This window comes from Novosphingobium sp., assembly GCF_965228995.1.
Classification (GTDB): Bacteria; Pseudomonadota; Alphaproteobacteria; order Sphingomonadales; family Sphingomonadaceae; genus Novosphingobium.
In genome coordinates this window covers 1772509-1785238 of the sequence record NZ_OZ245852.1, presented here as the reverse complement: position 1 = coordinate 1785238, position 12730 = coordinate 1772509, and the positions used below count along the sequence as shown (strand labels likewise).

Annotated in this window: 9 protein-coding genes; 5 read left to right on the top strand and 4 right to left on the bottom strand. The window is 65.3% G+C overall.

All coding sequences use genetic code 11. The features are described 5' to 3' along the window. Positions 1-136 precede the first annotated feature (136 nt). Positions 137-1063: a translation elongation factor Ts gene (gene tsf, locus ACO056_RS08395; RefSeq protein ID WP_421854574.1), complete on the bottom strand. Its 927-nt coding sequence runs from the start codon at positions 1061-1063 to the stop codon at positions 137-139. 137 nt (positions 1064-1200) lie between these two features. After that, positions 1201-1968: a 30S ribosomal protein S2 gene (gene rpsB / locus ACO056_RS08390; RefSeq protein ID WP_421854571.1), complete on the bottom strand. Its 768-nt coding sequence runs from the start codon at positions 1966-1968 to the stop codon at positions 1201-1203. 489 nt (positions 1969-2457) lie between these two features. Here rpsB and ACO056_RS08385 point away from each other — a divergent pair, with 489 nt between their 5' ends. After that, complete coding sequence (locus ACO056_RS08385) at positions 2458-2736, top strand: hypothetical protein (protein ID WP_421854568.1); 279 nt, start codon at positions 2458-2460, stop codon at positions 2734-2736. On the opposite strand, the gene ACO056_RS08380 is transcribed toward ACO056_RS08385, so the two are convergent. Then, positions 2687-3439: a CDP-alcohol phosphatidyltransferase family protein gene (locus tag ACO056_RS08380; protein WP_421855391.1), complete on the bottom strand. Its 753-nt coding sequence runs from the start codon at positions 3437-3439 to the stop codon at positions 2687-2689. The genes ACO056_RS08385 and ACO056_RS08380 overlap by 50 nt on opposite strands. Before the next feature lie 98 nt (positions 3440-3537). Further along, entirely contained in the window at positions 3538-4287 is a 750-nt protein-coding gene (locus ACO056_RS08375) for a phosphatidylserine decarboxylase (protein WP_421854565.1), read from the bottom strand. Between the two features lie 538 nt (positions 4288-4825). Here ACO056_RS08375 and ACO056_RS08370 point away from each other — a divergent pair. The 4 genes from ACO056_RS08370 (at position 4826) to ACO056_RS08355 (ending at position 12614) form a co-directional block, all read left to right on the top strand. Continuing rightward, complete coding sequence (locus ACO056_RS08370; RefSeq protein WP_421854562.1) at positions 4826-5719, top strand: hypothetical protein; 894 nt, start codon at positions 4826-4828, stop codon at positions 5717-5719. Positions 5720-5738: 19 nt separating this feature from the next. Next, positions 5739-6230, top strand: a complete 492-nt coding sequence (locus ACO056_RS08365) for a hypothetical protein (RefSeq protein WP_421854559.1) — start codon at positions 5739-5741, stop codon at positions 6228-6230. A 74-nt stretch (positions 6231-6304) separates the two neighbouring features. Beyond that, positions 6305-7375, top strand: a complete 1071-nt coding sequence (locus tag ACO056_RS08360) for a hypothetical protein (RefSeq protein ID WP_421854556.1) — start codon at positions 6305-6307, stop codon at positions 7373-7375. Between the two features lie 121 nt (positions 7376-7496). Further along, positions 7497-12614, top strand: coding sequence for an isopeptide-forming domain-containing fimbrial protein (locus ACO056_RS08355; protein WP_421854553.1), 5118 nt, complete (start codon positions 7497-7499; stop codon positions 12612-12614). The last annotated feature ends 116 nt before the right edge of the window (positions 12615-12730 follow it).

Here is a 12730-nt window from a genome sequence, read left to right as displayed (position 1 = left end):
CGTCAGAATGGAAAGCGCCGCCCTTATACGCACAGGACGGCGCGTGCCAAGGGCATGGGGCACAGGTTTGTGTGTGCCAAACGCGAAGACGGCGTTCCCGCGAGAACGGGAGACGCCGCCTTTGCGCGTAGTCGGCTTACTTGATGCCGGCAGCCGCGGCGACTTCGGCCGCGAAGTCCGTTTCAACCTTCTCGATGCCTTCACCGAGCTGGAAGCGGACGTAGTCGACCAGCGTGATCTTGGTGCCGGCGGCCTTGCCGGCAGCCTCGACGACCTGCGCGACCGGCGTCTTGTTGTCCATCACGAACAGCTGCGAAAGCAGCGCGTTGTCCTTGGCGAACTTGGCAATCGCGCCATCGACCATCTTGGCCTGCACTTCGGCGGGCTTGCCGCTTTCGGCAGCCTTTTCCGCAGCGATCTTGCGCTCGCGCGCGATCATCTCGGGATCAAGGTCATCGGCCTTGAGCGCGAGCGGGAAGGCGGCCGCGATGTGCATCGCGATCTGCTTGCCGAGCGGCTCCAGCACATCGGCCCCAGCTTCGGATTCGAGCGCGACGAGCACGCCGATCTTGCCAAGGTTCGGCGCAGCGGCGTTGTGCATGTAGGGCACGACGACACCGCTGGAAACCGCGACGGTCTTCATGCGGCGAACCTGCTGGTTCTCACCGATAGTGGCGACGTTGTTGGTGAGCTTGTCGGCAACCGTGCCGCCATCGGGGTAAGCTGCAGCCTTGAGCGTCTCGACGTCGTCGGCGGCAAGGCCCAGCGCGGTTTCGGTGGTCTTGCGCACAAAGTCCTGGAACTGGTCGTTCTTGGCGACGAAGTCGGTTTCCGAGTTGACCTCGACGGCCACGCCGCGGGTGCCCGAAACGGCGACACCGACGAGGCCTTCAGCAGCCGTGCGGCTCGACTTCTTGGCGACGGCGGCAAGGCCCTTGGCGCGCAGCGCGTCGACCGCAACCTCGATATCGCCGCCGGCTTCGTCCAGCGCCTTTTTGCAATCCATCATGCCGGCGCCAGTGCGCTCGCGCAGGTTCTTCACGTCAGCGGCGGTGTAGGCCATTGCGGTGATCCTTCTTGTCTCGTGAATATGGGTGCAGCCGCAGCCCGGTCACAGCTGCCTGGCGCGGCCCGTAAGGGGTATCCGGGTCAGTTCGGTGACGGCGCCATTGCAGGCACCGTCACCAGGAACCGACAGGATCAGGCTTCGGCCGGCTCGACCGCAGCTTCTTCGGGAAGCGGCTCGTCCATCGCGCCGAGATCCGCGCCCGAAGCGATCGCGGCATCACGGCCACCGCGCGTGGCGGCAGCGGCAATGGCTTCGCAGTAGAGGCGGATCGCGCGGCTGGCGTCATCGTTCGCCGGAACCGGGAACGCGATGCCATCGGGCGAGACGTTCGAATCGAGGATCGCCACGACCGGGATGCCGAGAACATTGGCTTCCTTGATCGCCAGCTCTTCCTTGTTGGCGTCGATCACGAACATCACGTCGGGAATGCCGCCCATGTCGCGGATGCCGCCGAGCGAGAGCTCGAACTTGTCACGCTCGCGGGTAAGCTGGAGCACTTCCTTCTTGGTGAGGCCCGCGGTGTCACCCGAGAGCTGCTCTTCCAGCGCCTTGAAGCGCTTGATCGAGCCCGAGATCGTCTTCCAGTTGGTGAGCATGCCGCCCAGCCAGCGGTGGTTGACATAGTGCTGGCCCGAAGCGCGCGCGGCCTGGGCAATCGGCTCCTGCGCCTGGCGCTTGGTGCCGACGAACAGGACCTTGCCGCCGCCCTGGACGGTCGCCGAAACGAACTCGAGCGCGCGGGCGAAGAGCGGCACGGTCTGCGAGAGGTCGAGGATGTGGATGCCGTTGCGGGCGCCGAAGATGTACGGCTTCATCCGCGGGTTCCAGCGGTGGGTCTGGTGGCCGAAGTGCGCACCGGCCTCGATCAATTGCTGCATGGTGACGACGGGAGCCGCCATAGGTCATTCCTTTCCGGTTCAGCCTCTGGAATGCAGGAACCGCAGGCGGGAAAAACCCCAGCGCGGCACCGGTATGGGCGCATTCCATGTGGATTGCCGCGCCCGACGCGAACACCGTGTTCGAATCATGACGTAGCGCTGGGGCCGTTAGCGCCGCAATGGCCCGGCGTCTACAGCCAAGTGCTCCGCCTGCTGGCAAAGCGGCCTCCTCCGCGCGCGAGGAGCGCAACCAAAACGCCGTTCAAAGCGTAAGTGCAGGCAGGTGTTGTGACAAATCAGCCCGGCGCGTCCATCGGGCCGACGCGGATTGCTACCCCACTGCATAATTTTTGAGGCGGCCCCTCGAATCACTTGACGAGGTAGAACAAAAAGAGAACAATCGGGCCATAGACGGGAAAGACTTGGAACTTTCGATTCTCTCCCCACTTTATCCACAGGGTTTCCACCGCCTGTCAAGCGGTTCGCCCAGGTTCGAAAGGCAGCGTTTCCATGTCCATGGTCTCCCTCCTCGCGTCGCTTGTGATGGCTGGTGCTGGCTGCGTGGCTTTTGCGGCGATCGCTGTCACCGTGCGTGCCCAGCTCCCCGCGGTGCGCCGGTTGCTGGCGGATTCGCGCGCGCTGGCGGCAGACCGCGAGTTCCTCGTGCAGATCACCGCTATCACTGCTCCCGCGGCGCCGCGCATTGCCGTGCGGCCTCGCCGGGCGCCGGTGCGCCTTGTCAGGCCTGTTCAGGCTTCGGCTGGCCCGCGCTGGCGCGCAGCAGCCTGATCCGGCGATAGCGCCACACACCCACGGGCATCAGCGCGAGGTAAATGGCGCAAAGTCCGACAAGGCTCAGCCAGGGTTCGGTCAAGAGCGCAACGGTCAGCATTCCGGCGAGCGCGATCACTTCAAGCCGGATTGCCCGGCGCGGACGCAGCGCTCCCCAGCCCAAAGTCGGCAGGTTAGATATCATCAGGAATGCGATCAGCAGAGCCCAGGGGCCCACCACAATGGGCGCGCGCAGCAGATCGATCCCGCTGGCAAACCACAAGTAGAGCGGCAGGAAGGCGAGGCCAGCCCCGACCGGCGCTGGCACACCGGTCATGAACCCGGCAGACTTGTGCGGCTGGCCGGGCAGATCGATCGAGGCATTGAACCGGGCGAGCCGCAGCGCACAGCACACCGCCAGCGCCAGCGCGGCAAACCAGCCATAGCGCGGCACCGCGCTCAACGACCAGAGGTAGAGGATCAGCGCCGGGCCGACCCCGAAGGCAATCGCATCGGACAGGCTGTCGAGCTCGGCCCCGAAGCGCGACTGTGCCTTCATCAGCCGCGCGACGCGGCCGTCGATCCCGTCGAGCAGCCCGGCAAGCATGACTGCCAGCACGGCCGAGTGAAAATCGCCGCCGATGGCAAAACGGATGCCGGTCAGTCCGCTGCACAGCGCTGCCGATGTAATCGCATTGGGCACCAGCGCGCGGAGGGTCAGCCCGCGCGGGAGGCGGCGGCGGCCGAAATCTTCGCCCGAGTAGGCATTTCCGGCCCCGTCCCTTGCCGCGGCGCGCTTGCCCGGCGGGGGCAGTTCGGTCACTGGCGCACGCCCTCGATCATCGGGCTCTGGCCGAGCACGGCGAGTACCGTCTCCCCGGCGACAACGCGCTGGCCGATCAACACACGCGGCTCGGTACCAGTCGGCAGATAGACATCGACGCGGCTGCCGAAGCGAATAAGCCCGACCCGCTGGCCTCCCGCGACAATATCCCCAGCCTTGACGAACGGCACGATGCGCCGTGCCACCAGGCCAGCGATCTGGGTAAAACCGATGCGCACGCCGTCGCCGCGTTCGACGACGAAGTGCTGGCGCTCGTTCTCTTCGCTCGCCTTGTCGAGATCGGCGTTGAGGAACTTGCCCGGGATATAGACCACCCGCCGGATCGTGCCGCCGATGGGCGTGCGGTTCACGTGCACATCGAACACCGACATGAAAATGGAAACCCGTGTGACCGGAGCATCAGCCAGTGCGGGCTGGCCGCTACCGTCATCCGCGGTCATCTCGCGCGGGGGGACAACCGTGCAGATCAGAGTGATGAGCCCGTCAGCCGGCGCCACGATCATGCTGTCGTCGCGCGGGGTCACACGTTCTGGATCGCGGAAGAAAGCAAGCACACACAGCGTCAGCAGCGCTAGCGGCCAGCCCAGCAACGAGCCGCCCAGCAGCGCGCCCACGAGGCAGGCTGCCCCGGCGATCGCACCGAACTTGCGCCCCTCCGGATGGATTGCGGGCCAGGTGAACCCGGCCGAACCACGCCCACGATTGTCTAGAATTTCTCCCGGCATCCCGCCCCTCTAGGCCCCGGCGCGCGCGCGGACAAGCACCCAGCGCAAACACTCGCCACGAGCGGCCAGCCCGCGCTCCGACTCTTAACCTTCACCGCCGATCCGGTAACCGATTGCCGCCGGGCAAAGGTAAGATTCATGATGAATTTTCCGAAATTCTGACCGTTTCGGACCAATTTCAAAAATATTTTCAATGGGATCCGGCGGTCCCCTTAGCCCCCGGCGCAGTAACCTTTGGCGGGCGACAGCGGTCTCGAGTTCACAATTACGCAGTGTTTTCCGTAACTTAATCGAACTCGTCCACCAACATACTAACTATTGATGGTTAACGTCGTGGCAAAGGAAATAGGCACGCCGCGGCGCCGCGGCACGGCCCATCGCCGCTTTGCTCTTACCTGATGTTAACCACGCTCGGTGAAAGCACTCACGTATGAATACGTACCTAACACCCCTTCGCCGGGCTGCGGGCATCGCTGGATGTTCGCTTGTTGCCCTATCTGTAACGGCTCCCCTGGCGGGCACCGCGCATGCCACTGGCGTGCTCGCTGGCACGCTGATCGAGAACACCGCGACCGCCACCTACCAGACAGGCACGGGCACCGGCTCGGTCACGTCGAACAAGGTTACGGTGAAAGTTGACGAACTGCTGGACGTTGCAGTGGCGACGCTCAGCACCGCGCCGGCCACGGCGAGCAGCGAGCCAGCCGTCCTGATCTACTCGGTTACCAACAGCGGCAACGGCCCCGAAGCATTCAATCTGGCCGCCGATCCCAAGATTTCGGGCAACGCCTTCGATGGCGCGGTCAAGTCGGTCGTGCTCGATAGCAATGCCAACGGCATTTATGACCCCGGTGTAGATACCGTGCTCACGGCCGGTGCCCTCGCCACGCCGGTTCTGGCACCCGACAAGAGCGTCAAGGTTTTCGTCCTCGTTACGCTTCCGACCGGGGCGAGCGACGCGCAGACCAGCCAGGTCCGCCTTACGGCCACGGCGCAGACCGGCACCGGAACCCCCGGCACCAGCTTTGCCGGCAAGGGCGAAGGCGGCGGCGATGCCGTTGTCGGCCTGACCACCGCTTCGGCCAATTCGCTCGGCGCGCTGATCGCCAGCCTTGCCAACATCACACTGACCAAGTCCGCCACGATCCTTGATCCCTTCGGCACGGCCAAGCCCGTGCCCGGCGCGGTCGTCACGTACTCGCTGGCCGCCAAGGTGACCGGCAGCGGCTCGCTCGATGGCCTGCATGTCATCGACACGATCCCTGACGGGACGACCTACGTGCCCGGCTCGCTCAAGCTCGATTCCTCGGTGCTCACCGATGCAGCCGATGGAGATGCCGGCACCGGCGGCACCGGAGGGATCGATGTCACGCTGGGCAAAATCACCGGCGGAACCACCCGAACTGTCAATTTCGCCGTCAAGATCAACTGATTAGCCAGGGAATCCAACCATGAAAGTTTCCTTCATCGTCAAGTCCCTCATCGGCGCGACAGCCATGGTCGCCATGGCTGGGCCTGCCCTCGCGGCAGCCCAGTCGGCACCGTCGCCGGTCTCGCTCAAGGGCGATGTCATGCTCGAGAAGACCGTGACCGAAAACGGTGTCAGCAAGGTCCAGCTCGTAGAGCCCAAGGTCGTCATTCCGGGCGACCACCTGCTGTTCACCACGCGCTATCACAACGAAGGCGCGCAGCCTGTCACCAATTTCGTCGTCACCAACCCGCTGCCCTCGGCTGTCGTGCTTTCGAGCGAAGCGGTGGCCGGCACGGAAGTCTCGGTCGATGGCGGCAAGACCTGGGGCCAGCTCGGCAGCCTCAAGGTCGCCGGCAGCGATGGCAACGCGCGCGTGGCCACCACAGCCGATGTGACACACGTTCGCTGGACCATTCCCGCAATCGCTCCGGGCGCTTCGGGTGAAGTCCAATACCATGGAATCGTTCGCTAAATTAGCGAGACGGGGGGTCGCCATGCCTGTGAGCGACCAGAATATTCGCAGGCAACCCAGTGGAGCATAAGAAAATGACGTATCGCAGCAGACTGCTGGGTGCGGCGGGCGTTTGCGCCCTTGCCGTTCTCGGCGCCAATCCGGCCTACGCGGCCGGTACAACCGCAGGGTCGACGATCACCAATACGGTGTCGGTGACCTTCACTGTCAACAGCATCGCGCAGACCGGCACGAGCGCTTCCGACACGCTCACGGTCGACCGCAAGATCAACCTGACGGTCGCTGAAGTGGGCTCAACCACGACGACGGTAACGCCGGGTGCGACCAACCAGGTGACGACCTTCACCGTGGTCAACACCTCGAACGCGCCGCTCGATCTCGCGCTCTCCGCAGCCCAGCAGGTGGGCGGCTCCGGTGCGCACTCGAACACAGACTCGTTCGACGTGACCAACGTGCGCATCTTCCGCGACGTGAACAATAACGGCATTTACGACTCCGGCACCGACACTGCGGTGACCTACCTCGACGAAGTGGCCGCCGATGCTTCGGTCCAAGTGATCGTCGTTTCCGACGTGCCGCTCGGCCAGGCCAACGGCGCAGTTGCCGCAGTGACGCTGACCGCCACCGGCCGCGAAGCGGGTGGTGCTGGCAGCATGGGTGCTGCGCTGGTTCAGACCACGGGTGCCAACACCGCGGGCATGGATACGGTCTTCGCCGATGGCGCAGGTGCGGGCGACTCGCTGCGTGACGCTTCGTTCGCCGCCAAGGACGATTATACCATCTCGGCTGCGACGCTCAGCGCAATCAAGTCCTCGCGTATCATCAGCGATCCGATCAACGGGGGAACCAACCCGAAGATGATCCCGGGTGCGACGATCCAGTACTGCATCGCAATCAGCAACGCCTCGGGCAGCGCTACGGCAAATTTGGTCGCCGTGAGCGACCCTATCCCGACGAACCTGACCTACGACACGGCCTTCGGCGTGAGGACAGGCGGCACGGCGACGATTGTGAGCGGCGTGGCGACCTGCGCGAACGACACGACCGGCACGGGCTCGGTGGCCTCGAACACGGTGAGCGGCACACTGCCCTCGGTCGCTGGCGGCGAAACCAAGACGGTGGTGTTCCAAGCCACGATCAATTGAGCGGGGCCTAGGCGGCCACCACTCAGGACATCGAGGATCATGGACGGTCAGGCGGCGGCAAGCCCGGGGGGGATGCCGCCGCCACACCCCCCTTTTGTCCTGAAAACAAAGAAAAGAAGCCATGTCGGCATTGCGGAACAGGATCTGGGCGATAGCCGCGCTGCTCTTTGCAGCGCTGCTTATCACGACCAGCGTTCCCGCCGCGGCAAACACCATCACCAACACCGCGCACGCGCACTGGAACCAGGGCGAAGCCGAACTGACGACCGATTCCAATGTGGTCTCGTTCGATGTGGTGCGCGACGACACCCGGATTTTCGTGCTGCCCCTGCCCAATGGCAGCGAAACGCTGGCGATCAACGCCGGAAATTGCGGCGGCACGGCGCTGCCGAGCGTCAATATCGACCCCAAAGGCGCCGATCCGGCCGAACCTGCGACCATTTCGAGCATTATCGTTGGCCAACCGGTGGTCTTCCGCCTCGTGCTGGGGCGCGCCGGGCTCGATCCCGGGCGGATCGACACGGTCAATGTCACGATCACATCTGCAAGCGGTGACAAGGAACAAGTCGCCATCACCGAAACCGCGGCAGATAGCGGCGTGTTCTATGGCGCCATCCCGACCAGCGCGATCCCGCCGCAGCCCAAGGATGGCGATTGCCGGCTCAGCATCTCTGGCGGGGATCGGGTTACGGTGACTTACAACGGCACGAGCGGCGACGGTTCGGTGATCAAGACCGACGTCGATGTGCTGGCTGACCCCTATGGTCTTGTTTTTGATAGCGAAGATGCCGCCCCCATCGATGGCGCGCGGGTTACGCTGGTCGATGTCGCCACCGGCCAGCCCGCGCGCGTCTTCGCCGATGACGGGGTGACCACATGGCCTTCGACGATCGTCACCGGATCGGTCATCACCGATGGCGCGGGGCGCACCTGGCAGATGCCGGAGGGCGAATACCGCTTCCCGCTTGCCCCGCTCGGTGCATATCGGCTGGTCGTCGTCCCGCCCGACCCGTACACGGCGCCATCGGCGCTTACTCCGAAGAATTTCACCGGCCTGAGACGTCCCGATGGGGGCGATTTGGTTATTTTGCCTGCATCCTATGGTGAGAGTCTGGCACTTTCGAGCCCAGCACCGGTCCGCGTCGACATTCCGGTCGACAGGCCGCCGGTTGCGGTCAGCCTCAGCAAAGTCGCCTCGCGGCAAGTCGCCCAGCCGGGCGATGCCGTGTTTTATACCATAACCGTGCGCAATACCGACCCCGGGCGGGCGAAACGCGGCGTGGTGCTCAGCGATACGCCCTCGGCGAGCCTGCGCCTGCGCGCCGGAACGATCCGCGTCGACGGCGTGAAAGCGCCGGAGGACGCGGTGACCGTCGCGCCGGACGGGCGGACCATGACCATTGCCATCGGCACGATCAACCCCGGCGCAACCCGGACGGTGACCTACGCGATGACGGTGCGGCCCGAAGCTTCCGCTGGCAACGCAGTTAACCGCATCAACGCTGTAGATGCCCGTGGGCTAACCGCAACGGCGAGTGCGGCGATCCGTATCGAGCGCGACAATCTTGCCGCAACGATGACCCTGATCGGCCGCATCACGCTGGGCAGCTGCGATGTGCCGAACACGCGGGCAGCTCCGCGGCCGGGGATCGGCGGAGTGCGCCTCGTGCTCGAAGACGGCAGCTTTGCCGTTACCGATGCGGATGGGCGCTACCACTTCGAAGGGCTGATGCCCGGCACGCATGTGGTTGAAGCACAAGCCGTTACCCTGCCCAAGGGCGGCAAGTTCGTGGATTGCACGCGCTCCACCCGCAGCGCAGGGAGCGCGACCAGCCGCTTCGTGATCGGCCAGGGCGGCAGCCTTGTCGTGGCCAATTTCGCCGCCACCGTGCCCGCTGAAACGCTGGCTGCGGCCGCCGCAGCTGCAGCCGCCAAGCCTGCTGCGGAGACCGACCGCCGCGCTGCGGGCGGCGATACCGACTGGATCGCCAAGGGCGATGGACCGAGCGAATTCCTCTTCCCCGCCGCAGATTACAACCCGCGCGCGCCGACCACCCGCATCGTGATCCGCCACCGCAAGGGGCAGACGGTTTCGCTGAAGATCGACGGCAAGCTGGTCGACAAGCTCGCCTTCGACGGCGCGCAGAGCTCGCCCGAGGGCTTTGCAGTCAGCGTGTGGCGCGGCCTGCCGCTGACCGGTGAGGACACCCGTTTCGATGCGGATATCCGCGATGCCGGCGGCGCCGTGGTGCAGACGCTGACCCGCACAGTCCACTTCGGCTCAACACCCGCCAAGGTCGAACTCGTGCCCGAACGCACCCGCCTCGTCGCTGACGGCGCGACGCGGCCAGTGATTGCGGTGCGCGTGCTCGATCGCACCGGTCGCCCGGTTCACGCCGGCATTTCCGGCCCGATCGCGCTGTCCGCTCCCTACGAAAGCGCGGCGGCGCTCGATGCCATGCAAAGCCGTGTGCTCTCGGGCCTCGACCGGGCGGCGCCGACGTGGATCGTCAAGGGCGACGACGGCGTCGCGCTGATCGAGCTTGCACCGACCATGGTCAGCGGCAGCCTCGACCTCACGTTCCAGTTCACCGACCGCGAAGTGAAGCGGCAGCAAGTGCTTGAAGCCTGGGTCGTGCCCGGAGAGGCGAAGTGGACGCTCGTCGGCCTTGCCGAAGGCGCAGTCGGTGCAAAGACGATTGCCGATCACATGCAACGCACCGGGCACTTCGACAGCGACCTTGGCAACCATGCCCGCGTCGCGTTCTATGCGAAGGGCCGGATCAAGGGCAAATGGCTGGCGACCGTGGCCTATGACAGCGCCAAGCAGCGCGCTGAGCAGCGCCTGCTTGGCGGACTTGATCCCAAGGCCTATTACACGGTGTTTGCCGATGGCTCGGACCGCCGCTTCGATGCCGCCAGCGTCAACAAGCTCTACGTCCGCATCGAAAGCGCAAAGGTGCGCGCGATGTTCGGCGATTTCGACACCGGCTTCGATCACACCCAGCTCGGCCGCTACCAGCGCACGATGACCGGCGTGAAAGCCGAAGCGCGCGTGGGCAAGCTGCGGGGCGAGGCTTATGCTGCCAAAGTTGCCACCACGCATCGCCGCGATCAGATCCCCGGCGGCGGCATCAGCGGGCCCTATCGCCTCTCCAGCCGCGCCATCGTACCCAACAGCGAGACTGTGACCATCGAAGTGCGCGATCGCTTCCGGTCCGAAGTCGTCGTCTCCAGCCAGGTGCTGACGCGCTTCCTCGATTACGACATCGACCTGCTTGCGGGCACGATCAGCTTCAAGCAGCCGGTGCTGAGCCGCGATGCGAACCTCAATCCGCAGCAGATCGTGGTCGATTATGAAATCGACACGCTGAATGGCGGGGCGTGGAATGCCGGTGCGCGGGCCGAATGGCGCAACAAGTCGGAAAAGGTGCGCCTTGGCGCGACCGCGATCAGCGATGCTTCGGCGAATGCGGGCGCAGCGGTGACGCGCACCAATCTCGGCGCGGTCGATGCCAAGGTTTTCCTCGGCACCAAGACCGAAGTGCGCGCCGAAGCGGCGATGAGCCATGCGACTGGTGGCAGCACCAAGGCGGCATGGATGATCGAGGCCGAACGCCATGACGCGCGGCTCGACGTGCTGGCCTATATCCGCTCGCTCGATGCCAATTTCGGCGTCGGCCAGGTCAGCATCGGCGAACTGGGCCGCCGCAAGATCGGGCTCGATACGCGCTATCGCCTCAGCCAGAAGTGGCTCGTGAGCATGGCCGCGTGGCGAGATCAGTCGCTGATCGATGGTTCGCGGCGCAGCGCGATCCAGGTTGGCACGACATGGAATTCGGCCGGTACGGAAATGCGGCTCGGCATCGCGCGCTACAGCGAGACGCTGGCGGATGGCGCGGCGGTCGGCCCGACCGGGGCGAAGGGCGGCAGCACCACCTTGATCGAGGCCGGCACCACCAAGCGTCTGTTCGACAACAAGCTGGAGCTGAGCGCAGCGGGTTCGATCTCGATCGGCCGCCGGGATGCGACATCGTATCAGGCGCCGCGTTACCGGCTGGGCGTGCGCTATGCGATCACGCCGGATGTGCGCCTGATCAGCGATTACGAGATCGGCAACGGCAGCCAGGGCGAGACGCGCACGCTGCGCGGCGGGCTCGAAGTGCAGCCGTGGACTGGCGCGAAGATCGCCACGGTGATCGGGCAGCAGACCACCAAGGGCCTCGCCGCGACCGGCGACCAGCAGGCGATCACCGAGCAGGGCAGGCGCGCCTTTGCCTCGTACGGCCTTGCGCAGTCGCTGCCGGTCAGCAAATCCCTGACGCTCGACGCGACGATTGACGGTAACAAGGTGATCGGCGGCAAGAGCGCGCTCGCCACCAATGGCGGAACGGCGGTGGTCGGCGCGAGCAGCCAGACCACGATTGCCGAGGACTTCACCGCCTATACGCTGGGCGCGACATGGCGCGCGGGCCGCTGGAGCGCGACCGCGCGCGCCGAACTGCGCAGCGGCGAGCTATCGAAGCGCAAGGGCATTACCTTCGGCATGATCCGCCAGATGGGCGAAGGCAGCGTTATCGGCGGGGCGGTAACATGGTCCACGATGCACGACGCCAGCGGGGCAACGAGCGAAGTGGGCAGCGCCGCGATCTCGATCGCGCATCGCCCGGCGGCTTCGGCCTTTGCGTTCCTCAGCAAGCTGGAATTCCGCAGCGACCGCATTTCCGGCGTGACTGCCGCGACAGGCAGCGGCGCCGGCGCAGCGACGGACGGGACCGCACTCACCGTCGATGGCAATGCCCGCTCGCGCCGGATTGTCGCCAGCTTTTCGGGCGATTGGGCGCCGAACGGGCGCGTGGACGGGCAGATGGTCCAGCGCACCGAGATCGGCGTGTTTGTTGCCGCACGGCACAATCTCGATCGGTATCAAGGGTTTGATCTGGCCGGGACGACCGTGCTCGGCGGGGTCGATGCGCGGATCGGCATTGGCCGGCACATCGAAGTGGGCGGCAGCGCCACTGTGCGCCGCAGCCTTTCCGATGGCACGACGTCCTATGCCTTTGGCCCGCAGATCGGCATCGTTCCGGCGGACAACGTGATGGTCGTGATCGGCTACAACCTGACCGGCTTCCGCGACCGCGATTTTGCCGCCGCGCGCAACACGACCAAGGGCGTTTTCGCCACGATGCGGGTCAAGTTCGACAGCAATAGTCTCGGATTCCTGGGCCTCGGCCGTTAAGGAAACCGGTTAAGATCTCCTTCCAGAGCGTACCGGGGCGGGACTAAGCACGGCAGCGCCCTTGCCGCCACCGTGCGAGCGGCGTATCAATCCTTTGGTAACTTTGCCGCTTGTGC